The sequence below is a fragment of the Sorangium sp. So ce726 genome (assembly GCF_051521405.1).
GTDB lineage: Bacteria > Myxococcota_A > Polyangia > Polyangiales > Polyangiaceae > Sorangium.
Map to the genome: position 1 here is coordinate 1,783,764 of NZ_CP150349.1, position 22,965 is coordinate 1,806,728.

The 22,965-nt window shown below is 71.8% G+C and carries 19 protein-coding genes and 1 riboswitch; of the genes, 8 read left to right on the forward strand and 11 right to left on the reverse strand.

The window, feature by feature from the left end; all coding sequences use genetic code 11:
- Positions 1-65: 65 nt before the first annotated feature.
- Both WME79_RS06740 and WME79_RS06745 read right to left on the reverse strand, forming a co-directional pair.
- Positions 66-728 carry a glutathione S-transferase family protein gene (locus tag WME79_RS06740; protein ID WP_437533480.1) on the reverse strand — a complete coding sequence of 221 codons (663 nt, stop codon included), beginning with the start codon at positions 726-728 and terminating at the stop codon, positions 66-68.
- A 300-nt stretch (positions 729-1,028) separates the two neighbouring features.
- Entirely contained in the window at positions 1,029-2,036 is a 1,008-nt protein-coding gene (locus WME79_RS06745) for an aldo/keto reductase (protein WP_437533482.1), read from the reverse strand.
- Between the two features lie 57 nt (positions 2,037-2,093).
- Between WME79_RS06745 and WME79_RS06750 the strand changes: the two genes are divergently transcribed.
- The 3 genes from WME79_RS06750 to WME79_RS06760 all read left to right on the forward strand — a co-directional run bounded on the left by WME79_RS06750 (position 2,094) and on the right by WME79_RS06760 (position 5,599).
- The gene (locus WME79_RS06750) at positions 2,094-3,005 is read left to right on the forward strand and encodes a LysR family transcriptional regulator (RefSeq protein ID WP_437533485.1); all 912 of its coding nucleotides are present in this window, start codon (positions 2,094-2,096) and stop codon (positions 3,003-3,005) included.
- A gap of 338 nt (positions 3,006-3,343) precedes the next feature.
- Positions 3,344-4,549, forward strand: coding sequence for a S1 family peptidase (locus tag WME79_RS06755; RefSeq protein WP_437533488.1), 1,206 nt, complete (start codon positions 3,344-3,346; stop codon positions 4,547-4,549).
- Positions 4,550-4,831: 282 nt separating this feature from the next.
- Positions 4,832-5,599, forward strand: a complete 768-nt coding sequence (locus WME79_RS06760) for a TIGR02996 domain-containing protein (RefSeq protein WP_437533491.1) — start codon at positions 4,832-4,834, stop codon at positions 5,597-5,599.
- 55 nt (positions 5,600-5,654) lie between these two features.
- Here WME79_RS06760 and WME79_RS06765 read toward each other — a convergent pair whose 3' ends face one another.
- The 7 genes from WME79_RS06765 to WME79_RS06795 all read right to left on the reverse strand — a co-directional run bounded on the left by WME79_RS06765 (position 5,655) and on the right by WME79_RS06795 (position 13,246).
- Positions 5,655-7,367, reverse strand: a complete 1,713-nt coding sequence (locus WME79_RS06765; RefSeq protein ID WP_437533494.1) for a hypothetical protein — start codon at positions 7,365-7,367, stop codon at positions 5,655-5,657.
- A gap of 101 nt (positions 7,368-7,468) precedes the next feature.
- Positions 7,469-8,248, reverse strand: a complete 780-nt coding sequence (locus tag WME79_RS06770) for a hypothetical protein (RefSeq protein WP_437533496.1) — start codon at positions 8,246-8,248, stop codon at positions 7,469-7,471.
- 73 nt (positions 8,249-8,321) lie between these two features.
- Positions 8,322-8,969: a peptidoglycan-binding domain-containing protein gene (locus WME79_RS06775; protein ID WP_437533499.1), complete on the reverse strand. Its 648-nt coding sequence runs from the start codon at positions 8,967-8,969 to the stop codon at positions 8,322-8,324.
- A gap of 103 nt (positions 8,970-9,072) precedes the next feature.
- A complete protein-coding gene (locus WME79_RS06780; protein WP_437533502.1) occupies positions 9,073-9,804 on the reverse strand; it encodes a hypothetical protein in 732 nt (243 codons plus the stop codon).
- A 3-nt stretch (positions 9,805-9,807) separates the two neighbouring features.
- A complete protein-coding gene (locus tag WME79_RS06785; RefSeq protein WP_437533504.1) occupies positions 9,808-11,133 on the reverse strand; it encodes a PAAR-like domain-containing protein in 1,326 nt (441 codons plus the stop codon).
- A complete protein-coding gene (locus WME79_RS06790; protein WP_437533507.1) occupies positions 11,130-12,227 on the reverse strand; it encodes a beta-ketoacyl synthase N-terminal-like domain-containing protein in 1,098 nt (365 codons plus the stop codon). Before WME79_RS06790 ends, WME79_RS06785 begins: the two co-directional genes overlap by 4 nt.
- Positions 12,224-13,246, reverse strand: coding sequence for a DUF2169 family type VI secretion system accessory protein (locus WME79_RS06795; RefSeq protein ID WP_437533510.1), 1,023 nt, complete (start codon positions 13,244-13,246; stop codon positions 12,224-12,226). Before WME79_RS06795 ends, WME79_RS06790 begins: the two co-directional genes overlap by 4 nt.
- Before the next feature lie 139 nt (positions 13,247-13,385).
- Here WME79_RS06795 and WME79_RS06800 point away from each other — a divergent pair, with 139 nt between their 5' ends.
- The 4 genes from WME79_RS06800 to WME79_RS06815 all read left to right on the forward strand — a co-directional run bounded on the left by WME79_RS06800 (position 13,386) and on the right by WME79_RS06815 (position 19,017).
- The gene (locus WME79_RS06800; RefSeq protein ID WP_437533513.1) at positions 13,386-15,548 is read left to right on the forward strand and encodes a type VI secretion system Vgr family protein; all 2,163 of its coding nucleotides are present in this window, start codon (positions 13,386-13,388) and stop codon (positions 15,546-15,548) included.
- 92 nt (positions 15,549-15,640) lie between these two features.
- Positions 15,641-16,897 carry a TIGR02270 family protein gene (locus tag WME79_RS06805; RefSeq protein WP_437533516.1) on the forward strand — a complete coding sequence of 419 codons (1,257 nt, stop codon included), beginning with the start codon at positions 15,641-15,643 and terminating at the stop codon, positions 16,895-16,897.
- An 82-nt stretch (positions 16,898-16,979) separates the two neighbouring features.
- Positions 16,980-18,320 (forward strand): DUF2169 domain-containing protein, encoded by a 1,341-nt coding sequence (locus tag WME79_RS06810; protein WP_437533519.1) that lies wholly within the window; start codon positions 16,980-16,982, stop codon positions 18,318-18,320.
- A 133-nt stretch (positions 18,321-18,453) separates the two neighbouring features.
- Positions 18,454-19,017, forward strand: coding sequence for a hypothetical protein (locus tag WME79_RS06815; RefSeq protein WP_437533521.1), 564 nt, complete (start codon positions 18,454-18,456; stop codon positions 19,015-19,017).
- Between the two features lie 46 nt (positions 19,018-19,063).
- Here WME79_RS06815 and WME79_RS06820 read toward each other — a convergent pair whose 3' ends face one another.
- Positions 19,064-20,008: a serine/threonine-protein kinase gene (locus WME79_RS06820; RefSeq protein WP_437533524.1), complete on the reverse strand. Its 945-nt coding sequence runs from the start codon at positions 20,006-20,008 to the stop codon at positions 19,064-19,066.
- Between the two features lie 273 nt (positions 20,009-20,281).
- On the opposite strand from WME79_RS06820, the gene WME79_RS06825 reads away from it, so the two are divergent.
- Complete coding sequence (locus WME79_RS06825; protein WP_437533527.1) at positions 20,282-21,304, forward strand: lipoyl protein ligase domain-containing protein; 1,023 nt, start codon at positions 20,282-20,284, stop codon at positions 21,302-21,304.
- 6 nt (positions 21,305-21,310) lie between these two features.
- On the opposite strand, the gene WME79_RS06830 is transcribed toward WME79_RS06825, so the two are convergent.
- Positions 21,311-22,756 carry an aminotransferase class V-fold PLP-dependent enzyme gene (locus WME79_RS06830; protein WP_437533530.1) on the reverse strand — a complete coding sequence of 482 codons (1,446 nt, stop codon included), beginning with the start codon at positions 22,754-22,756 and terminating at the stop codon, positions 21,311-21,313.
- A gap of 36 nt (positions 22,757-22,792) precedes the next feature.
- A riboswitch (SAM riboswitch) is annotated at positions 22,793-22,907 on the reverse strand.
- Between the last annotated feature and the right edge of the window lie 58 nt (positions 22,908-22,965).

The window sequence follows — 22,965 nt, forward strand, 5'->3', positions numbered from 1 at the left end:
TTCGTGATGTCCGGGCTGGCTCGCAGGACTCGCCCCGCGCTCGAAAAGACGCGCACCTCGAGCGGCTAACGCTTCGATCCGGCGGCGTCGGAGCGCGGAACCTCCGGGAGCTCCGGGGCTTCGAGCCCCGCGAACGGATCGCGCCAGGCGTCGAGCTGCCACAGGCGCGCGTGCCAGGCCGCCACGTGCGGGTAGTCCGCCAGCGGCAGCCCGGCGAGATCCGCGAAGGGGAGCACCGACGCCATGCGAAAGTCTGCATACGAAACCGCGCTCCCGACGAGCCAGTCCCTGCCGCTCAGGACCTGTTCGAGCAGCGTCGCCGCTTCGGCGAACCCCGAAAGCCCCTCCGCCACGAGGTCGTCGCGGATGGGACCGAGCCCATAGCGCTGCTTTGTCACGCGCTCGAAGTGGACCTTGTCGCACGCGGCGATGAAGTTGTGCGTGGCCCAGCTCAACCAGCGGATCATCTCCGGTTGTGCGGTGCCCGTGCGCCAGAAGTCCGAGCCCGTGAGCTGCGAGAGGCGGCACGCGATCGCGTCCGTTTCCCAGAGCGACTGGTCCCCCTCGACCAGTATGGGCACGCGCAGGTTCGGATTCAGCGCTCGAAACTTCTCCTGCTGTGACGGGTCGAGAGGAGCCGCATGGACGTAGTCCACGGGGGCATCGAGGTGGCGCGCCACGGCGACGGCGACCCGTGGATTCAAGTTTCGGCTGAAGTACAGTTTCATGGATCGTCCTCTCTTGCCAGCTGGCTCCGTGCGCCGATGATGCGCTGGCGCCGGGCAGTTCGACAAGGCCGATCTATCAGGGCTGCTGGTAGCACCTCCTCGGCGCGCCTGCAGCCGGGCTCCGCTGTGAGGCCGAGGTGAGCCCATATACATCCCCGCCCGGCGTCGCAGGAGAAGGGGAGCGCTCCCATGCACCCTTCTTGCTCCCCGCCTCCCCGCCTCCCTGTGAATCTTTCCTTCTTCCTCCTCCACCCAACCCGATCACTTCATCGATGCATCGACGATGAGGCAGCCCTGAGGTCACTTCTCGCTGTCGAGCATCGCCATCATGGGCGCGGGGTAGCGGGTGCCGGCGATCTCCTCCGCGGGGACGGCGGCCTCGAGCTCGGCGACGTCGGAGGGCGCCAGCGCGATCTCGAGGCCGGCGAGGGCATCCTCGATCTGCTTCCGCGTGCGCGCGCCCATCGTCGGGATCACCGTGACGCCCTGCGCGGCGCCCTTGGCGCGGGCCCAGGCGATCGCGAGCTGCACGGGGGTGACGCCGCGCTTCTGGGCGAGGCGAGCGAACGCGTCGACGAGAGCCTGGTTCTTCCGGGCGTTCTCGCCCGAGAAGCGCGGCATGTGGGCCCGCATGTCGCCCGCGCCGGCCAGCTTGCTCCCGGCCAGCAGGCCGCGCGAGAGCACGCCGTACGCGGTGGCCGCGATGCCGAGCTCGGCGAGCGCGGGGAAGATCGTCGCCTCGGGGCCGCGGGTCACGACCGAGTACTCGATCTGGAGGTCCACGATGGGGTGCACCTTCGCGGCGCGGCGGATCGTCTCCGCGCCCACCTCGGAGAGGGCGATGTGGCGGACATAGCCCGCCTTCACCATGTCGGCGATGGCGCCGATCGTGTCCTCGATCGGGACCGCCGGGTCCAGGCGCGAGGGCCGGTAGACGTCGATGTAGTCGACGCCGAGGCGCGACAGGCTATGGGCGAGGAAGCTCTTCGTCGCCATCGGACGGGTGTCGAAGCCGAGGAAGGTGCCGTCGGGCGCGCGCAGGGCGCCGTACTTCACGCTGAGCACGACCTTGTCGCGCCGGTCCTTGATCGCCCGGCCGACGAGCATCTCGTTCCTGCCCATGCCGTAGAAGTCGCCGGTGTCGAGGAGGCTCACGCCCCGATCGAGCGCCGCGTGGATGGTCGCGATGCTCTCCGCCTCGTCGCTCTCGCCGTACATGCTGCCCCCGCCCATGCCCATGCAGCCGAGGGCGAGGGGGAAGACGGAGGGGCCAGTTTTGCCGAGCTTGGTGGTGTTCGTCGTCGTCATGTCGTCACTCTAGGCGCTCGCGTTTCATTGCTCCAATGAATAGGATGTATCCTCGACATGCCTGATGTTTATGGGAGAAACCTCGACCTGAACCTGCTCCGCGTCTTCGCCGTCGTCGCCGAGGCGGGCAGCGTCACGCAGGCGGCGAGCCGGCTGTACCTGACGCAGCCGGCGGTGAGCGCCGCGCTCCGGCGCCTGACCACGACGATCGGCGCGCCGCTCTTCGTGCGGAGCGGGCGCGGGCTCGCGCTGACGAGCCGCGGCGAGCGGCTGCGCGCGTCGCTGAAGCCGCACCTCGGCGCCCTGATCGAGGCCGCGCTGGCGCCGCCGACCTTCGACCCGAAGACGTGCGAGCGCACCCTCCGACTCGGGCTCTCCGACACGGCCGAGGTGTGGCTGCTCCCGCCGCTCTTGCGCGTGCTCGAGCGCGAGGCGCCACGCATGCGCGTCATCGCCGTGCCCGTGCAGTTCCGCACCGTGGGCGCGGCGCTCGCGGGCGGCGTCGACGCGGCGATCACGGTCGCCGACGATCTACCTTCGAACGTCTGCCGGCAGCGGCTCTTGAAGACCGGCTTCACCTGCCTGTACGACCCGCGCCACGCGCGCCTGCGCAAGCTGACGGAGGCCCAGTACTTCGCGCACGATCACGTCATCGTCTCGTACAACGGGGACCTGCGCGGCTTCGTGGAGGACCTGCTCGGCAAGACGCGGAGGATCCGGTGCTCCGTCGCGAACTTCTCCAACCTGGGCGCGCTGATCGACGGCACCGCGATGCTGGCGACCGTGCCCGAGATCGTCGCCAACGACATCCGCGCCGTCCGGCCGCACCTCCGGACCAAGCCCCTGCCGTTCGAGATCCAGCCCGGGTACATGGAGCTGCTCTGGCCCGCCGCCACGGACGACGACGAGGCGTGCAAGTTCGCGCGGGAGAAGATCGTCCAGATCGCGCGGCCGCTGAGCAAGGGATGACCGGCCTGCCCGAGCGCACGGAGGAGCGCGGAGCGCTGCGAGAGCTGCGTGCCCGCCAGCGCCGCAGCGGGTAACGCGGCGCTCGGGGCGGGCGCGAATTGGCCGGAGCGCGCGGAGCCCTGTGAGCAAGAGATCCTTCGCGAGGCGCTCCGGGTCGCCGTCGAGCAATCCGTTGCTCGACCCAACGCAAGGGTTGGCTCGAAGGCTCGGCCACCGGGGAGAATACGAGGCGAAATCTCCGAGGTCCGCTCGCGAAGACGATTGGCGCGCCGAGTGCACATGGCGAGGGCGCGCCATCACGGCGCAAATCATCTTCTCGAAAAAGGAACTCGGTTATCGTGCGTACCATCTCGAAACTTCATCTCGGCTTTCTTCTCGCTGGAATTTCGGCCTCGTGCCTCCTGCCTGCTTGCAGCGGAGCGCCGGTGGAGGGCGGCGAAGAGAGCGTCGACTCCGCTTCCCAGGAGATCATCGGCGGCGTCGACGCCAGGAGCAACGCGCTCGACGCCATCGGCAGCCTCGGCGTCGCCCTCGAGGCGGTGAACGAGGAGACCGGCGCCGTCGAGGTGCAATACCGCCCCTTTTGCTCCGGCACCCTGATCGGCAAGTCGACCGTCCTCACCGCGAAGCATTGCGTCGATGCCGTGCGCCCGATGGCCGCGGAAGGCCGCGTGGTTTTCGGCGTGGGTTTCGACGGAAAACACCCCGACCGCACGGTCGATGTCGCGGAGATCGGCCGGGCGCCCGGCGATGAAGGGGGCTTCGTGGGCCTCGGTCGGGACGTGGGCGTCGTCCACCTCGATGAGGAGATCACCGACATCGAGCCGGCCGCGATCGATGATCTCTCGGACGCTGACATCCACACGCGCTTCGCGGCCATCGGTTATGGCGTGCAGGACAACGACGATACATCGGGCACGCGCAAGGCGGGCAGCGTGACCCTGCAGGCGCGGGAAGGAAAGGTCTTCGAGCTGATGTTCGGCAGCTTCGAAGCCTTCAAGCAATGGTTCATGACGCGCGACCGCAGCGAGCTCCTCGCCCGTCTTTCGGCCAAAGCCGAGGCGGAGGGCAACGAAGGCGAGGATGCGTGCGCGGAGGACAGTCTCGATTGCATACTCCGCATGTTCTACGACGGAAACGTCCTGCTCGCCGGGTACGAGGCTTTCGTGGGCGCCGGCAAAGGCGACGCGCAGACGTGTTATGGCGACTCGGGCAGCCCGCTCGTGCGTATGGCGGGCGGTAAGCTGCGCGTCCACGGCGTGGTCTCCGGCGGCATCTCGACGAACCAGCTCGCCTGCGATTACGGGACGGTTTACGCGACGCTCGGCCCCGAGGTGCTCGCGTTCGCGAAGAAGGCGAGCACCTGGTCCGATCCCTGCGGCGACACCGCGATCGACGGCGTTTGTGAGGGGTTTACCGCCACGCGCTGCACGGCGCTCGACGAGGGGCCGCGCCGGGTGACGAAGACCGACTGCAGTCTGCTCGGGCAAACCTGCGGGCAGGACGAAACCGGCGCAGTCGCTTGCGTGGATCCGGGCAACTGAGCCGGCTCCGGCGGCGGGGAGCGGCAGGAACGTCGTCTGTCCGCGATCTCGAGGCCGCGTGCGCCGCGCACGCTCGTCGCCTGCCCGTTCGGCGGCGCTCCGGGGGCGGCCGGGCGCGGCGGCGCGAGCGGAGCTCGCCGGGGCCGCGCGCCCTGACCGCTGGGCCGTCCCGTGGGTGTCGGCTCTTGCCCTGTGAAGGCGCGAGGGCACGCCGATGCTCGGCTCATCGATCGCGGTTGGCGCGGTGTGCGAGGCCGTGTAGGCTCGGCTGCGTCGAGCGCCATGACGGATGAAGCGACACTCTTGAAGGCGGTCCTGGACGCGCCTGACGACGACGCTCCCCGGCTCGCCTACGCCCAGTGGAGCAGCGGCCAGGGAGACGCCGCGTCCATCGCGCGGGGCGAGCTCATTCATGCTCAGATCGACCTCATGCACACGGCCCCGGAGGTCATCAAGACCGGCCGCGCGTTCGGCCTCCAGCACCGGATCTGGGAGCTCATCGAGCGCCACGGCGCCTCGTGGGCAGGGGCGATCGCGGGGTCGGTCGACGCGTATCACTTCGTGCGGGGCTTCGTCGGCTGGATCAAGGTGAGCGCTCGGCGCTTCCTCGACCACGGCGAGGGCATCATGGCGCTGGCGCCCGTCCAGCACCTCGATCTGACGGACGTTCGCGACGTCGACGAGGCGCTCTTCGACTCGCCTCTCTGGTCCCACATCCGGTCGTTGTCGATGGACGCGTGCGGCCTTCACGACCTGCACTTGCAGATGCTGGCCGCGTCGCCTCACCTCACCAACCTGCGATGGCTCTCGGTGGCAGACAACCACTTGACCCTCGCCGCCGCGGAGGCCCTCGCCGCGTCTCCGTACCTCCAAGACGTTCGGTATGCCGAGTTTCGCTCGAACCCCACCGACCCCGTGGAGCAGCTGGGGTACGACAGCGGCGTCGTCGTCGCGAGCTGGATGCCCCCTGAGGGCAAGGACCTCGAGGCGCGCTTCGGCCCAAAGCCGTGGTTGCATCGGGAGGTCATCCCCGGCCGATTCGAGGTGTAGGCGCGCGCGGGCGCCATGAAGGCGTCTGCCGCGTCGCCTCGGCCGCGCGCGAGGTCTACCCTGCTACCGGGTACGCGAACTCCAGCTGGGCCAGCCTGACATCCTGGCTGTTGTTGCAGGCGGCCCGGAGCTCCTGCAGGCTGCTATAGCCGTTTCTTGCGTGGCGCGCATCGATGATGCGCCCCGCGAGCTCGTCGCCCACGACCGCCCTGAGCTCGTCAAGGGTCATCGTGTTGACGTTCCTGTTCGGGTTCTGCTCGGTGAAATAGTGGTTCGCCAGCGCGGTGTTGACACCACAGATGATGAAGCCGTCGACCACCGCCGACACGGGCAACGTCGCGTGAAAGCTCCACATCCGGTCCCTCGGAGTATTGCCGTTGCGTTCCCACCTGTTCTGGGCGAACCCGGGATAGTTGTTGCACGCGGCTCCGAGCACCCGCACGCGCTGGTCTGCCGTCTCGAGGGCGACCAGTCGGTTGGCCTCCTGCACCTCCCGGAAGACCAGGTGATGAGCGAAGGAGCGGGGGTGCCCCACATCGTCCGTCTCCTGTCCGTTGGGGATGACCAAACGGTCGTACTCGCGAGACTCGACCACCTCCAGCGCAGCGATCTCTTCTCCGTACGCCGCCGACAACGTCCAGCGGCCCTCGCCGGCGTTCAGCTGGCTACGGTTACCCCACCAATCACGGATGATGTGCTCGTTCCCCGCTCCCGCCAGCCGCACCTCGACAGCGTTGTCGGCGGCCGCGACGCTGGCCACGGTGGCGCCGCGCCCCATGCGGGCGCGCCTCGAGGAGGCGATCAAGTCGTCTTCACCATTGATGCCGACGGTTCGGCGTGGCGCCGGTGCACGACTGCCGTTCGTGTTTGGTTCTCGCAGAAAGGTGATGTTCCTCGGATTTTCGAAGATCGCCATGAGCGCCGTGCGACCGAACCAGTCGAGGGCGCATTGTCTGTTTCGTGCCTTCTCCGCCGCGTTGAGGCCCACGCCTCCGCCGGCGGTGACGCAGACCCTGTCTCCAACGTTCCACACCACCTCGTCGCGGATTGCATCCACGCCATTGAGCGTCCTGCGATCGCGCCATACCGGTTGTTGCGACCAGCGCTCGGGGCTGAGCCACGGTGGAGTCTTCGCGCGGGTGGTCTCGTCGCTGTGCCCGTTGTTCGGTGGCCCGACGATCGGACGCCCTGGGCCGGTGCAGATGTCGATCTTCGCAGCGTAGACCAGGCGGGCCGTCCCGTTCACGGGATTGTACAAGCACAGGCGATACGGAGCCTCGCCGTCGTCGAAGTCCGGCCACGGGTCCTGAATCCGCAGGTTGATCGCATCGCGAACCGCGCCGCCGCCGATCTCGGCCGCGATCCGAGGGTCGATCGCCTGCATCCCTGCTTGGGTCTGGATCAGCCCAACCCACGCCTCTATGACCTCGGCGTCGAGCGTGTCGAACTCTCTGCTGATCTGCCGGCCGAAGTGCTGGGAGTCGAGCCCGCCGTCAATCGCGCCCCCTCCCACAGAGGGTTGATTGGCGAACGCCGGGAAGCTCAGGAGGTGATTCGGCTGACCCAGGCCGTGTCGCAAGTATCTCGGCCAGGGGTTGGGGAAGCCCACGTGGAGGACCGGGAGTTCGCCGATGCGATCCCGCCCCCACGCGGACGCGCGCAGCGTGCGGTGGTTGACCACCGCCATCGGACCTCGGCCGACGATCACATAGTAGACGGGGGGCAGCAGCACATTGACGACGTTGAGCCCCTCGAGGCCGGCCTCCACGTCTCGCTCGTCGTCGTCGGGCTCGTCCTGCTCGTCCTGGACGAGACGGCGCTGTGCCGCCTCGTCGTTGACGGCGCGGGTCCCGCAGCAGCACCCCATGGTCAACCTCCCGATGTGCGTGTTTGCATGAGCCTGTCGAGCCTCGTGTAGCGGCGGAGGGTCTCGATGGCCCTCGCGTGGAGCTCGCATCCCTGCGGCGCGGGACCCGAGGCGGCGGCGGTGGCGAGCGCCTCGCTGGCCCAGGGGTGAAACGGATCCCGGTCGAAGGCGCTGCCGAGCAGGAACATGAGCCCGAGGTACACGACGACGGCCGGCGCCGCGGTGAGGCCGCGCTGCTCGGCCGCGCTCCGCGCGCTCTGGATCAGCTGCCCCAGGGAGTCGTCGCCGAGGGCGTCGTACTTCCGCCGATAGAGCTGCCTCAAGAAGCTGCGCAGCCCGTCGTCGCTGTCGTCATGGGCCGCGGCGATCTCCTCGAAGCTGCGGGCGTCCGACCAGGCCAAGGCGCGCCTGTAATACTCGCCGCTCCGGCCGACGATCGGCTCCATGCGCCGCGCCGTCTCGCCGAGCAAGCCGGTCATCGCGTCGGCGCGGCTTCCGCGGGCGCTCTGGCGGAGATGCTCGCCCGCCCAGGGGAGCTGTGGATCTTCGTCGAAATGGCTCCCGAGGAAGACCATGAGGCCCACGAAAGGGCGGATGTCCACGGCGTCTCGAAAGCCGTGGCGGGCGGCGCGAGCGATGCCGACGTCGATGGCGCTGCGGCTCCGGGGATCGGTCAGGACGACGCAGTGCTGCGGATAGCGCCGCCAGAGGTAGCTCAGGACGTCTTCGCGGAGCCTCGTATAGGCGGGGCTGCCGGGCGCGGGGAGCTTCGTCGAGCGCACGGCTCAGTCCCCGACCCAGGGTTCGGGGGCGCCCGGGCGGCGCTCGTGGTGGGAGGCAGCGGCGGGCATCGGCTCAACCCGAGCTGGTGTGGCGCTCGGACAGCGCCGATGCCGTGGCCTCGTCGGGCTTGCCCGTGGCCTCGAGGTCGTGGTCGCTCTGGAAGCGCTTCAGCGCGGCGATCGTGGCAGCGTCGAGCTCGCCATGGCTCGGACCGCTGTAATAGCCGAGGTTGGCCAGGCGTGCCTGGATTCCGTCGACGTCTCGGGAGGGGTTGAGCGTCCGTGGAGCGATGTTGTAGACGTGCACGTCGTCGCCCTCGCCCACCGTCAACCTCGCGCGCGGCATGTCCGGGGGCACGAAGGCCTCGACCAGCCCCTGGGCGCTCGTCGTTCCCTCGATCTTCCGGTCGCCGTACGTCAGGACGTAGGGGAGGTTCGCGAGCGGTTTATCCATCACGAGCAGCCGCAGGCGCAGCTTCGCGGGCACGCCCTTGCGACGGAAGGTGTGCTTGGCTCCCGTCGCGGCGCTGACCTCTCGCAGCGTCAGCGCCGGGACGTGGACCACGTCGCCCGGTCGGAGCACGAAGGGGCTATCGCGAGACTCCTTCAAGGCGGCGTTCTCGGGGTGCGACCACAGCGTGTTCCAGAAGAACCCGTTCTCGAAGGCGATGCTCGACATGCACTCCCCTTGCTTGACGATGTGCTTCTTCGCGGATCCCACCTGGACCTCCTGCCACGCGCCAGCGTCGATGGTAGACGCGCGTACCGGAGGACGTCCACGGTGGCGCGCGGCGGCCATGTCGTTCACGGCGAGGCGCGCGCCGCTAGACCGCGCCTCGCCACCGGGCCAGCCCGGCAGCGTCCTCGATGACGGCCTCGAAGCCTCGGAGCTTCGCCGGATCGAGGAACCCGACGCGCAGCGAGAAGCCCGGGTCGTCAGGGCGTCGGTAGAGCAGGATGCCCGCGTCGTGCCGCTCGAACAGGAGGCAGCGCCGCGGATACGGGAGCCGCGTGAACCCCAGCCGCTCGAGGATGACGGCCACGTCCTCGGCGCGCGGAGGCGCGCCCGCCGGCCCGCCGGTCGAGAGAACTTCGGCGCGGTGAGGGAAGGTCGGGAGGTGGACATTCGTCATGGCCAGCACGAAGAGCATCTCCCGGAGGCTCACGAACCGCCGGGTGAGGCGCGTCGTCCACGTCTGCTCGCCGAAGGGGAAGCGGACGACGTGGCAGTCCTCGGCCTCGGACGGGGCGTCGAGATCGAGGAAGTAGTGCTGCCCGTCCGGGGACGCGTCGCCGAAGACGTAGAGAAAGCGGCGCGGCGGCATCCATGGAGCGAGGGCGTAGAGGTCTGCGATCTTGGAAGGGTGGTACTCGTGAAGGCCCTCGAGGAGCGGCCCGCCCTCGGCGCCCATCGCCAGCGCGAACGCTCGGTAGAAGCCCGGGCAAGGGCGGCCGAAGCGGTCCTCGAGCTCGTCGAGCCGCCAGTCGTACACGCCCTGGACCCGGCCGCGGTACCCCGGCGCGTAGCGGTCGAGGAGCGAGAGGAGCTCTTCCATGGCTCAGGGGCACTCCTCTTGGTTGTTGCAGAGCATCTCCGGGATGAGCTCCTGGCAGGTCTCGCACGAAGGCACCGACTCTCCGTGCCGGAACTCCTGCGGGTTCCTCGAGCTCTCTCCGTCTTTCGTCTTCGTGTACGTGACCTTGACCGTCGCGCCGAGCGGCGAGTACCACTTCTCCGACATGGTCTTGACCTTGTGTCCCCCCGCGCCTCCTGCCTCGAGGAGCTTGGGAGCGGCGCAGTCCCATGCGTTGCGGTTCAGCCTCTCGAGGGCGCCCTTCTGCCGGTCGCTCTGCGTGAAGCCGTCGACGAGGACGAACGTCCCGGTGGCCTCCACGGCGTCGCTGAAGCCGGGCGTGACCTTGCCGGAGGCGGCCGCGAGCATCTTGGGGGCCTGGCTGCACTTGCAGATACACGCCCCGATCATATAGGGCTTGGTGTACGTGCCGGTCCTCTCGTCCTCGCCGAGGACAGGGGGCTTTGCCCCGAGCTCGTCGTTGATCTTGCGGAGCTCTTTCGTGAGGTCCTCGGTCGCGGCCTCGGCCTCTCGCCTGAGGGCCTTGATCTCCTCCCGCTTCGTCGTCACCTTCTTCTGGGCCTCGTTGTAGCTCTTGCCGAGCTCGGCCTTCTTCTCCTTGGGCGCCTTGTCGAGGTCCGTCTTCACGGATGCCGCAGCCGCCTCCAGCTGCTTCAAGAGCACGCTCTCCTCATCGATCTTGCGCTCGAACACGGCCCGCTTCTCCCGCCGTTGCTCCACGAGAGCGAGGTACTTGCGCAGGAGCTCCTCTTGCGCGCGGAACCTGTCCCGGAGCTCCGTGAAGAGGGCGAGCAGCGTCTCGACGACCGCGCTCGTCTCGTGAACGCGGTGGTTGTCCAGCGTCTGCCGGCACACCACGCACGGCGCGTCGTCGCCGTAGGCCAGCCCCGTCTGCCCGTTCGAGATGAACGCGGTGTTGAACGTGTTGCCGTTGTGCATGGTCGGGTCGAGGAACCGGACCACGCCCTTGCCCTCCACCTTCACGTCCGTGCTCGACCCGCTCCAGGTCAGCTTGCCCTTGATCTTCGACGAGATGACGCCCCCGGCCGACCCCGGCTCGTCGCCCGTGCTCGTGCTGAGCTCCGAGCTCGCGAGGGCCACGGGGTTGCCCGCGATCGCCGTCTGCTTGCTCCCCTTGGCGAGCATCGCGTCCTGCGCCGTGTTCACGAACGGCGTGGGCACCGGGCCGGCCGGCGTGGGCACCTTGCAGACGTCCGGCGGCGCCGCGATGTGCGTGAGCCCGTCGCCCTGGTGCAGGACCAGGCGGCCGTTCGCGAAGACGTTGCTCATCGCTCCTCCCTTCCTCGGGCCGCGACGGCCCCTTCCACCACGCAGGCCCCCACGCGCCCCCCGCGGCCCCGCGCGCCGTCCGCGCTGCCGTACACGAGCGCGCGCGGCGCCTGCCCCGGAGGGAGCGCGCGCCGCCGCCGCCTCTGGAGCGCCGCGGCCAGCATCACCGGCGCGGCGCCCGCGCCCGCGTCGCCCAGCCACTCGCCCGCGGCCGACAGCGCGAGCGGCTCCGGCATCAGCGCGGCGTTGCGCAGGTACGCGCGCGAGAGCTCCGTCGCCCAGAACGAGTCGCCCGGCTGGCAGCTCATCACCTCGTCCACGCGCCGCGCCCCCGCCGCCGCGTCCCCCCGGAGCGCGCGGAAGACGCCCGTCAGCCCGTCGGCCGCGCTCGGCACCTGCGACGCGAACGGGGTGGGCTCGGCCCCCAGCGCGACGCCCAGCACCACGCCCAGCGCGTCGAGGCCCATCGTCGCCGCCGCGCCGGGCCGCGCCAGCACGACGAACCCCGCCGCCTCCCCCGGGACGCGCCCGTCGCGGTTCTGCGCGCCGAGGTGCAGCCGCGCCGCCGAGAGCGCCGCCAGCGAGCCCGCGTCGCAGAGCGAGTCGACCGCGCCCACCACCGCCAGCGACCCCGCCCGGCCCGCGCGCAGGTCCTCGATCGCCGCGGAGAGCGCCTCGAAGAAGCCCGCGCGCCCTGCCTCGTAGGCCCCGGCGAGCTCGATCGCGCCGCGCGCCCCGGCGCGCGCCGCCGGATCGCGCCTCGCCAGCGCCGAGAGGAGCGGCTCCCGCGCGATCTCCGCCCCGAGCCCCGGCTCCGGCAGCCCGAGGTAGAGCGGCGCTCGCCCGGGGAGGGCCTCGAGCCGTTGCCGCAGGCCGTCGAGCGCGGCGCGGCCGAGCTCGATCATCCGCTCGGTGCGGGTGGACGTCGGATCGAGCGTCGAGAGCCGCGACGCGCGCACGGGCTGGCCGGCGCCGTCCCGCACCGAGGTCTCCGCGAAGCGGGCGAGCCCCGCCCGCATCGACGCGAGCGTCATCTCCGCGGTCGTCCCGACCGGCGTGCACAGCCCGAGGCCCACGACGCGCTCGCCGCTCACGGCGCGTTCTCCCACGGCTCCAGCAGGCGGACCGTGGTGGCCTCGTGCCCGGCGAGCTCGCCGTGGGCCACGAACGTCGCGCGGTAGACGAGCGAGACGCGCCGCTCGTCCGGCTCCAGGTAGACCGAGTCGAGGGTCATGAGCCGCCGCACCACGCGCCGCGCGAAGGCGCACTTCGCGACCACCCGGCACACGGGCAGCGAGAACGCGAGCGGGCCGTCCGGCGAGACGCCGTCGAGCACGACGGGCTCGCCGCCCCGGAGGTGCGGCGAGGCAGAGAGGCCGCGCGGCGCCGCCTGGAAGAAGCGCTCGTCGAAGTCGGCAGGCCAGAGCGGGGCGCGCCGCTCGATCCACGCCGCGTCGTACGTGCCCCCGAGAGCGAGGCGCGGCTGCCAGCTCCGGGCCACCGGACCGAAGCCGCACGGCGGAGGCCGGTCCGACCAGCGCTCGATGGGCGCGGCGGGGTCCTCGATGAACGGCAAGGGGCGGTCCTGCGCCTCGCGCTCGCTCGCGTGGAAGCCCATGCCCACCGGGTTGCGCGCGTCGTATGCGCCGGCCGCCGCCCCGCCGAAGCTCTGCTCGTAGCGGAGCGGCATCGACCGGAAGGGCTCCGGGATCGAGGCGGAGAGCCCCGCCACACCGCGCTGCCAGGCGCGCGCGCCGAACACCAGCGCCCGCTTCTCGAGCCGGCCCACGCGGATCGCGACCGAGGCCGTGGCCGCCCGCCGCCCGCCGGCTGTCCATGCATGGCCATGGAGCAGCACGTCCGTGAGCGGGCGCGTGTACGCGGCCTCCGATTCATAACGAAGGCTCGACGCCCCGGGCTCGCCCCAGTACTCGTCGGCCGCGCGCGGCGCGGGCTGCTCGTCGCAAAGGCGCAGCGGCCCCGCGGCGGGCCGCCCCGGCGCAGGCAGGACGAAGCTGCCGGCGGCGACGACGACGAGGCACTCCACCCCGTCCCGGGTGAGCGACGGGAAATCGGTGGTCGCGAGCGGGGTGAGGTTGTCGAGGGCGGGCATCCAGCCAGTGCGCGGTGAGCATTTCATACCCGTCCGGGCAGCACAAGCAGCTCGACATCGCGCCGCAGGGAACATGTATCATCGGAGCGCTCGCGCGCGCGCGCTCCCGTGCGCTCGCCTCTCGGGAGGAGCGGGGCACGTGCACACATTGCAGATCGAAGGGCTCAGCGCAGATCTCCGGATCGTCCATTTCGAGGGACAGGAGGCGATCTCCGAGCTCTTCCGGTTCGATATCACGCTGGTGAGCCTCGATGGCGACATCGCCCTCGGCGATGCGATCGGCAAGCGCGCGTCGCTCACGTTCCAGGCCAACGAGGACGTCCGCCACGTCCACGGGATCATCGCTCATTTCGAGCTGGGAGAAGAGGGGAAGAGGCTCACCGCCTACAGGGCCGTGCTGGTGCCCGACGTCTTTCGCCTGCTCCACCGGCGCGACAGCCGCATCTTCCAGGAGCTCTCGGTCCCCGACATCCTGAAGAAGGTCTTTGGCGCCGCCGGGGTCGCCTCCGACGGCTGCCGCTTCTCGCTCCAGAAGAGCTATGCGACCCGCGAGTATTGCGTGCAGTACCGCGAGAGCGACTGGGCCTTTGCCTGCCGGCTGATGGAGGAGGAAGGCATCTCCTACTGGTTCGATCACGACGCCAGCGCGCACGTGCTCGTGCTCTGCGACTCGCCCTCGGCCCACCCCCCGATCGACGGCGAGGCGACGCTCGTCTTCCGCCCGCCGCTCGGCGCGCTCATCAGCGGCGAGCACGTCTCCCGTTTCCGCTATGCCGAGCAGCTCCGGCCCGGCAAGGTCACGCTGCGTGATTACAACTTCAAGAAGCCGGATCTCTCGCTGGAGAGCTCCGAGCAGGGCGAGCGCGACGACGATCTCGAGATATACGACCACCCCGGCGACTACGATGCGCCGGGCGCGGGCCGGGAGCGCGCGCGCGTCCGGCTGGAGGAGCTCGCGGCGAGGCGCCGCACCGCCGAGGGCGAGGCCGTGTGCCCTCGCCTGCTCGCCGGCCGCACCTTCTCGCTCGCCGAGCACCCGAGCGACGACATCAACCAGTCTTATCTCCTCGTCCGCGTCGAGCACAGCGGCCACGAGCCTGCGATGGATGCCGTGGCGAGCGAGGGCAGGTCGCCCTGTGAAACCCGGTTCCAGGCCATCCCCGCCGCCGTCCCGCTCCGCCCGCCGCTCATCACGCCGAAGCCCTCGATCAGGGGCGTCCAGACCGCGATCGTCACCGGCCCTGCGGGCGAGGAGATCTACACGGACGAGCACGGGCGCATCAAGGTGCAGTTCCACTGGGACCGGCAGGGCAAGCGGGACGAGCGCAGCTCGTGCTGGATCCGGGTGAGCCAGGCGTGGGCCGGCGGCGCGTGGGGAGCGGTCATCCTGCCGCGCATCGGCCACGAGGTCGTCGTCGACTTCATCGAGGGCGACCCGGATCGCCCGCTCGTCGTCGGCAGCGTCTACCATGGCGCCAACGTGCCGCCGTACCCGCTGCCCGCCGAGAAGACGAAGAGCACCCTCAAGTCGAACAGCTCGTCCGGCGGCGAGGGGTTCAACGAGCTCCGCTTCGAGGACCGGAAGGGCTCCGAGGAGATCTTCCTCCACGGCCAGAAGGACTGGAACACCGTCGTTCGCAACGACAAGACCCAGGAGATCGGCCGCGACGAGGCGCTCCACGTCGTCCGCGACCGGACGAAGCGCGTGGACAACGATCAGCGCGAGGCGGTCGGCGGCCACAAGACCATCGAGGTCAAGAAGACGCACACGGAGAGCATCGGACAGGACGAGCGCCTCGACGTCGGCGGCGACCGGAGCGTCTCGGTGTCGGGCGGCCATACCGAGTCGGTCGGCAAGGACCAGTCGGTCGACGTGCGCGGCGGCCAGAGCGTCTCGATCGGCGAGTCGGCGTCGATCTCGGTCGCCAAGAGCAAGACCGAATCCGTCGGCGAGGCGAGCGACGAGACGGTCGGCAAGAACAAGTCGGTGAGCGTGGACGAGGCCTATGCCATCACGGTGGGCAAGGACATGACCGTCACGGTCAGCAAGAGCGCGAAGGATGAGGTCGGCGAGAACAAGGCGATCATCGTGGGCAAGGAGCTCACCATCCAGGTCGGCGACGCGCAGATCCTGATCAAGAAGAGCGGCGACATCGTTGTGCAGGGAAAGCAGCTCGTCGTGAAGGCCGACGGCCCGATCCAGGTGGAAGGGCAGAAGCTCGCGGTGAAGTCCGGCGGCGACGTGAGCGTGCAGGCGTCGGGCAACGTGAGCGTCAAGGGCGGCAAGATCGGGATGAACTGAAGGCGAGCCCCGATCGAGGCCCGCGGGTCGAGCGGAGGAGAGCGCATGGAGACGCGAGCGAGCGGTGGGGGAGGGGGGACGGCGGTGGCTGGATGAGCTCGACCCTGGAGGCCTCGCTCTGCGAGGAGCACGCGGACCAGGCGGCGTTCCTGTGGCTTCTCCGGGACCGCGCCGCCCGGAGCCCGGCTTATGACCTCGATGACCTGGCCGAGCTCGACGACCGGCTGGATGCGCACCTCGACGGGCTCAGGGGGGCGGGAGACGCGGGCTGGCAGGCGTGCCGCGCGTTGCTCGAGCGGGCCGAGGGGGGCGAGGTGTTCGGCGCGGCGGTCGTGGCCGTGCATCGCTGGGACCTGCGGGGGCTCGCGCGGGTCCTCGACGTGGGCGGCGGCGCGCCGGACCTGTCGCGGGGCATCGCGTCGGCGCTCGGGTGGACGCCGATCGAGCGCGTGCGGCGCCTCCTGCCGGGGCTCTCCTCCAGCCGGTGCCCGCCGGCGCTGCAATGGCTGGGGATCGCGGCGTGCGCGGCGCACGGGGAGGACCCGGGCGCGCCGCTCGGCTACGCGCTGCTCGCAGGCGACGCGCGGCTGCGCGCGCGAGCGCTGCGGGCGGCAGGGCAGCTCGGGCGGGTCGACCTGCTCCCGGAGGTGCGCGCGTCGCTCCGCTCCGACGACGAGGCGTGCCGCTTCTGGTCGGCGTGGGCAGCGGCGCTGCTCGGCGAGAGCGCGTCCGCGCAGGTGCTCTGGGAGCTCGCGGGCGGAGACGGGCGGTTCGCAGCGGCGTCCGCGAGCATGGCGATGCGGCGGATGGACCTGGCCGCCGCGTCCACCTGGCTGCGCGCGCTGGCGAGGTCCGCTCGGGACCCGCGGACGGCGGTGGCGGCGACGGCGGCGCTGGGCGACCCGGCGGGCGTGCCGTGGCTCCTGGAGGTCGCAGCAGAGCCTGCCCTCTCGCGCCTTGCGGGTCAGGCCATCGCGCTGATCACCGGGCTCGATCTGGCGGCAGAGCACCTCGCGAGGAGGGCGCCCGACGGGCTCCGGGCGGGACCGACGGACGATCCGGACGACGAGGACGTGGCGGCGGATGCGGACGAGGACCTCGCATTTCCCGATGTCGCCGGCGTGGCCGCCTGGTGGCGCCGCCGCGCGGCGGAGTACAGGCCGGGGACGAGGTACCTGCTCGGGCGGGCGATGACGCGAGAGGGGCTGGAGAAGGCGCTGCGGGGAGGCAACCAGCTCGCGCGCGGGGCCGCGGCGGTGGAGCTGAGCTTGCGGGAGCGAGGGCGGAGGGTGTTCGAGGTGCGGGGGCCGGGCTTCGCGCAGCAGGAGGCGCTCGGGCAGCGCGGGTAGCGAGCGAGCGCTGCGCGTGGCGGAGAGGGCGGCGCGCGCCGTCCTCGCGCCGGGATGACGCGGCGTGGTACTGGGATGGACCGTGCACCGCGCTCGATGGCCTGTCGCTATCACGTCGCTGGGCCGCGCCTCGGCGGCGACGCTGGTCTGGCAGCTGCGCGGGCAGCGGTTCGTGACCGCGGTCGTCAAGGCGACGTTCGGGCTCGTCGCCGAGGGCACCATGACGCTCGGCGAGCCGGATCCGATCGTGCCCGGCGAGGTTCCGGATCCCTCGGGCGTGGGGCTGCGCGCGGCGGGGGATCTGGCGCCGTACCTGCGCGAGGCGGACGTGCTGCTGACGGGGCACGCCGAGGTCCCTCCGACGGTCGCCGGCGAGATCACGGTCCGGCTGGCCGTCGTGCAGGAGGGGGCGCTGCGGCTCGACCGATGGTTGGCGCTCGACGGGCCCGCGCCGGGGAGCGAGGGGCAGCGGCGCGTGCGGGTGGACGGGATGGGGCCGCTGTCCCGCCGCTGGCCGCGGCGCGAGGCGCTGCTCGGCGCGGCGGATCCCAGGCGGCTCGAGGGCGTGGAGCTGGAGGTGCCCGAGGGGCTCGACTGGGCGTACTTCCAGGCAGCGCCGGCCGAGCAGCGGATAGAGGGCCTGCGAGGGGACGAGTGGGTCGTGCTGGGAGGCATGTTCGCGCAGCGGCCGCGGCTGCGGACGCAGCTCGCGGGCGCGCGGGCCGTCGCGCGGCTGTTCCGGCGCGAGGAGCGGGCGCCGCGCGAGGGAGCGGCGCTGGCCATGCGCGCCGACACCCTGCAGATCGACGCGGATCGGCGCTGCTGTTCGGTGGTGTGGCGAGGCTACACGGCCGTGGCGGGCGAGGATCTCGCGGCGCTCCGGATCGTGGCAGGCGTGGAGCTGCCAGGCGAGCCGCTGCGGTGGGTCGACCCCTTTGCGCAGGAGGCGGGGCGATCGGCCACGCCGTCGGCGGTGGCGCCATCGCGCGCGATGCTGCCGCTGCCCGTCGTGGCGGCGCCCGTGACGGAGCAGGTCGAGGACCACCCGCTCGAAGGGACGATGGCCCCGCTGAGCGCGCGCGCGCGCCGTCCAGCGACACCGTTCGACGCCCCGCACGCGCTCCCTCCGGCCCCGCAGCCGGCCGGCCCGGCGGCGCCGCGGGCGCCCAGGATCCAGGACCATCTGCTCGAAGGGACGATGGACCCGCTGAGCATGAGCGTCCGCCGGCCAGCGACGCCGTTCGAGGCCCCGCGCGAGCTCCCTCCGGCCCCGCCGGCGCCGCTCCAGGCGCCCGCGCCCGCTGACCCCTCGCGGCCCGACGCCGCAGCCCCGCCGGGGCCGCTTCTGGGGCTCGCTGCCGAGCCTGCGGGCCTCGGCGACGCGTTCCTCTCCGCCATGGCCGAGGCGGGCGCCCTGCCCTGACGAGCGCGCGCCAGGCGCCAGCGCGCGCCAGGCGCCAGCGCGCGCCAGGCGCCGGACGGCCCCTTGCAGCGGGGCTTTTCTCGCGGGAAGCCAGGCTGTACGCTCGAGCGAGCCCGGGAAGGAGCATGGTGGTTTGAAGCGGCTGCTATCGCTGGGTCCGCGGCGCTTCGCGATCGAGCCCTCCGACGGCCGCGAGGGCGGCGCGGACCTGCTCCACGCTCGCGCGAGCGCGGCCGCCTGGCTGCGCCAGCTCTTCGCCGAGCCCCACAACCGCCCGGCGCTCCGGCGGCTCCTCGATGACGCCGCGCCGGCCAGCGTCGTCCACCGCCTGGCCGACGCCGACGTGCTCGACGCGCTGAGCCGGCTGTTGCTGAGCGGCCGGGTGCGGCTCCGCGAGGCGCCCCTGCCCTGGCTGCCGTCCTACGGCGGCGACGCGGCCGACGCCGAGGAGCAGGCGCCGGCCAGCGCCGCCCCGCGCGCGCCGAGGACCGAGCTCACCTGGATCGAGATCCGTCTCCTCGGCGAGGATGACCGGCCTATCCCGTACGAGCGCTACCGGGTGGAGCTGCCCGACGGCTCGATCCGGGAAGGATCGCTCGACGACGAGGGCCGCGCCCGACTCGACGGCATCGAGGCGGGCGCGTGCCTCGTCACCTTCCCGGCGCTCGACCAGGAGGCCTGGGAGCGCGTGGGATGATGCTCCCGCCTTCTGGTTCCACGTGGAGCGCTGCCTTCCCCGGTCCCTACGCCCCCCGCGGCTGCCGCGCCGCGGCCGTCGCATAAGGCGGGTCGTGACCGGCGCGCACGGCGCCGAGATCGGCGCGCATCGTCCACGCGTCGGGGTAACGCTCCTGCTTGAGGAAGGCGAGGGCGCGGTCGACGACGGCGCACAGGCCGGGCGGCGCCGTGGGGGCGTGCAGCGCGAGGGGCGGCGCCCTCTCCGTGGCGACCGCGATGAGCAGGCGCGCGTCGTCCAGGTTGCCGTGGATCGTGCGGCCCGCGAGCAGCCGGAACATCGTCGCTCCGAGGCCGAAGAGGTCCGTCCGGCCGTCGATCTCGCGGATGAGGCCCAGGGCCTGCTCGGGCGCCATGTAATCGTCGGTGCCGATCGACACGCCCGTCTTGGTCTTCGTCATCTCCGGCATCCCGGCGACGTCCTCGAGCAGCGGGTCGAGGACGCGCGCGAGGCCGAAATCGAGCACCCGCACGTGCCCGTCGTTGCCGATGTGGAGGTTCTCGGGCTTGAGATCGCGGTGAACGACGCCGTGCTCGTGCGCCACGCTCAGCACTTCGAGGACCCGCTCGGCGAGCGCGATCACCTGGCCGACAGGGAGCGTCCCGTGCCGCGCCATGCGATCGAACACGGTCTCTCCCTCGAGCACCTCCATGGCCATGTAGACCAGGCCGTCGGCCGTGGCCGCGGCTTCCAGCACCTGGGGGAGCCCCTCGCAGAGCGGCGCCACGGCGGCCAGCGCGCTCCCGATCGGCCCCTCGCGCAAGAACCGCTTTCGCACCGCCTCGATCTCGGCGAGCTCGGCGTGCAGGAGCTTGACCGCCGCCACGCACCCGTCAGCCCGCCGGCAAAAGAAGACGCTCGCCATGCCGCCGACCCCGAGGACGCGCTCCACCGCCCAGGGGCCGATCCACGTGCCGACGCGCTGCTCGGCCAGCTCCTCTTCGGTCACCATGGAGCGATGTTACCACCGGCGCCTCTCCGCCGGGCCTCGTCTCGCCGGGCCTCGTCCGTGCCCCTCTCGCAAGGGATCTGCCTCGCGAGGCGAGCGAGAGTTCAACGCAAAGGCGCCAAGGCGCAAAGACGCAAAAATGCAAGAGATTTGTTCTTCTTTGCGCCTTCGCGCCTTGGCGCCTTTGCGTTGAACTCTCGCTCCGGATCCCTGGCAGGCGGTACTGGCGACCGCCCATCGCCGCGCGCCGAGCTTCACGCCAAGGAGACTCCCTCGATGTCCGCCATGCGCTCGCTCCCGCCGGTTCATCGTCCCCTCGAGGACGCGCTCGCGCTCGGCCCTGCGCTGCTCGCGCGCGCCCGCGCGGCAGAGGCGGCGCCCTGGCTCGCCGCCAGCCTCGTCGAGGGCCCCGCCGTGGTGCTGGGCGCGGCCCAGCGCGCAGCGCGCGTTGTCGACCTTCCTGCCTGCGCCGCGCGCGGCGCGAAGGTCCTGCGGCGCGCCACGACCGGCACCGCCGCTTTCCTCGGTGGGCGCGGCGTCGTGTGGACCCTCGCGCTGCCGCACGCCGCCGCGCTCGCGCCCGACGCCACGGCCCGGACCGTCCTCAACCGCAACGTGCGCGGCTTTCTCAAGGGCTTCTCCCGCGCTGGCGCGCCCGCGCATTACTTCGGGCGCGAGTGGATCTCGCTGCAGCACCGCCCCGCCGCGCTGCTCGGCCTCGACGCCACGCCGGACGGCGCGGTCCTCATCGAGGTCTTCGCGGGCCTCGACGCGGCGCTCGCGATCCCCCCGCAGCTCGCGGCCCCGGACGAGCGCGTCATCGACCGCTGGCTGGGCAAGGCCCCGGCCGCGCTCTCCGATGTCGTTCCGGCGCGCCTCTCGCTCGAGGAGCTCGCGCGCGCCGTCGTCGAGGGGGTCGCCCTCCGCGCCGCGCTCCCGCTGATCGACGGCGGCGAGGCGCCCGAGCTCGCGGCCGAGCGCTTCCAGCCCCTGACCGCGCCCGACGACCCGGTGCCGCCGGGCGCCTCCGCCGCGGTGCTGGCGCGCGTGCCCATCGGCTGGATCGAGGCCGCGGCGGTCTTCGACGTTCCGCACGCTCCCGTTCCGCCGGCGCGCGCGTGGCTCGGTGGCGACGTCCTCACGGCGCGCTGGCTCCTCGATGCGCTCGGCCGGGGTGATGCGCCGGCGCGCGGCGAGGACGTCGACGTCGAGGCCTCGCCGCTGGAGGGGGCGACCCTCGCCGACCTGCGCGCGCTCGCGCGGCGCGCGCTCGCCGTGGGCCGCGCCCCCGGGGGCTGATCCGCCTCAGAGGGGCGCCTCGCAGGGCGCGAGCTGGCTCGCCAGGGGCCCGTCCGCCGCGCCTCCGGCGAGGAGGCCGGCCAGCGCAGGGCGCGGGCGAGGATCCGGATCGGGGACGTATCGCCCTGCGTCGAGGCGATAACGCCAGCGGGGACCCTGGGCGACGAGATCGGCGAGCGCGAGGAGGAACCGATCGACGTCCGCGGCGCTGGTGCCGACGCCGAAGCTCACCCGCACCGCGAGGGGTACCGCCGCGTCGTCGCTCGCCTCCGGCGCGCGATTCCTGGCGAGCGCCATCATGAGCGGGTGCGCGCAGAACGAGCCATCCCGGACACCGATGCCGTGCTCGGCGCTCAGGGCCGCGGCGACCGCGCCGGGATGGAAACCCCGCACATTGAACGTCACGACGCCGATCCGGGGGCTCGCCGGGCCCCACATCGCGAGGCGCTTGACCCCCGGCAGGGCGTGGAGACCGCGCGTGAGGCGGTCGAGCAGGCTCGCCTCATGCGCCGCCACGGCGGACATGCCCACCGCGGAGAGCGCGCGGCACGCAGCCGCCAGGGACACCGCCCCGACCACGTTGGGCGTCCCGGCCTCGTGGCGGTGCGGGCCGCTCGCCCATTCGACGTCGTTGCGCGTGACGCGCCGGACGGCGCCTCCGCCGGCGAGGTAGGGACGCGCGGCATCGAGCCAGTCCCCGCGGCCGACGAGCACGCCGCCGCCGAAGGGGGCATAGAGCTTGTGACCGGACAGCGCGACGTAATCGGCCCCGATCCTGGCGAGTTCGATCGCGCAGTGGGGCGCGAGCTGAGCCGCGTCCACGGCGAGCCGTGCCCTGTGGCGATGGGCGACCGCGGCGAGCTCCGGGAGCGGCCACAGCTCGCCCGTGACATTGCTCGCCCCCGTCACGGCGAGCAACCGATGGCGCGAGGTCACGTCGCGGAGCGCGTCTTCGGCCCGCATGACCGCCTCCTCAGCGCTCACGGGCACCGGGAGGACGACGCACCGGCCGCGCCGCCACGGCAGCTGGTTCGCGTGGTGCTCCGAGGCGAACGTCACCACCGTCGTGTCCTCGGGCAGCGCCGCGGCGAGCAGGTTGAGCGCATCGGTGGTGTTCCTCGTGAACACCACCGTGTCCTCGGCGCGCGCTCCCACGAAGTCGCCCACCTCCTGGCGGGCGGCGGCATAGAGCTCCGTCGTCACGGTGGACGCGAACCCCGCGCCGCGGTGCACGCTGCTGTACCAGGGAAGCAGCGCCGCGACCGCGTCGAGCACCGAGCGCAGGCAAGGAGCGCTGGCCGCGTAATCGAGGTTCACATAACGCACCTGCTCGCCGGTGACGAGCGGCACGGACAGGTCCGCCCCGACGACGGGTAAAGGGAAAGCGTCGAGATCGGACGACGCCTGCGCGCCCGCGGCAGGGCGCGAATCCACGATGGAAGCGATCGACATACCACCTCGCGAGTCCAGGGGACTCCGGGCGACCAGAGTCCGCGCTTGCCTGCCGCACATGCGGCCGGCCAGGTCGTCACCCGGGACACCCCACCGCGGTTCGGAGGGTTGTCGGCCAGCGAGCCGGGGCTACGCGCTGGCGCTCATGACCTGCCGAACCATTACCTCGATTGCTTCGTTGTGGCAAGGACTGACCCGACATTGCAGCC

Coding starts and splice junctions, on each gene's coding strand:
- WME79_RS06820 (WP_437533524.1), bottom strand. CDS start 20,008: ATGGTGACCGAAGAGGAGCTGGCCGAGCAGCGCGTCGGCACGTGGATC.
- WME79_RS06795 (WP_437533510.1), bottom strand. CDS start 13,246: ATGCCCGCCCTCGACAACCTCACCCCGCTCGCGACCACCGATTTCCCG.
- WME79_RS06745 (WP_437533482.1), bottom strand. CDS start 2,036: ATGACGACGACGAACACCACCAAGCTCGGCAAAACTGGCCCCTCCGTC.
- WME79_RS06760 (WP_437533491.1), top strand. CDS start 4,832: ATGACGGATGAAGCGACACTCTTGAAGGCGGTCCTGGACGCGCCTGAC.
- WME79_RS06825 (WP_437533527.1), top strand. CDS start 20,282: ATGTCCGCCATGCGCTCGCTCCCGCCGGTTCATCGTCCCCTCGAGGAC.
- WME79_RS06830 (WP_437533530.1), bottom strand. CDS start 22,756: ATGTCGATCGCTTCCATCGTGGATTCGCGCCCTGCCGCGGGCGCGCAG.
- WME79_RS06785 (WP_437533504.1), bottom strand. CDS start 11,133: ATGAGCAACGTCTTCGCGAACGGCCGCCTGGTCCTGCACCAGGGCGAC.
- WME79_RS06805 (WP_437533516.1), top strand. CDS start 15,641: ATGAGCTCGACCCTGGAGGCCTCGCTCTGCGAGGAGCACGCGGACCAG.
- WME79_RS06780 (WP_437533502.1), bottom strand. CDS start 9,804: ATGGAAGAGCTCCTCTCGCTCCTCGACCGCTACGCGCCGGGGTACCGC.
- WME79_RS06750 (WP_437533485.1), top strand. CDS start 2,094: ATGCCTGATGTTTATGGGAGAAACCTCGACCTGAACCTGCTCCGCGTC.
- WME79_RS06740 (WP_437533480.1), bottom strand. CDS start 728: ATGAAACTGTACTTCAGCCGAAACTTGAATCCACGGGTCGCCGTCGCC.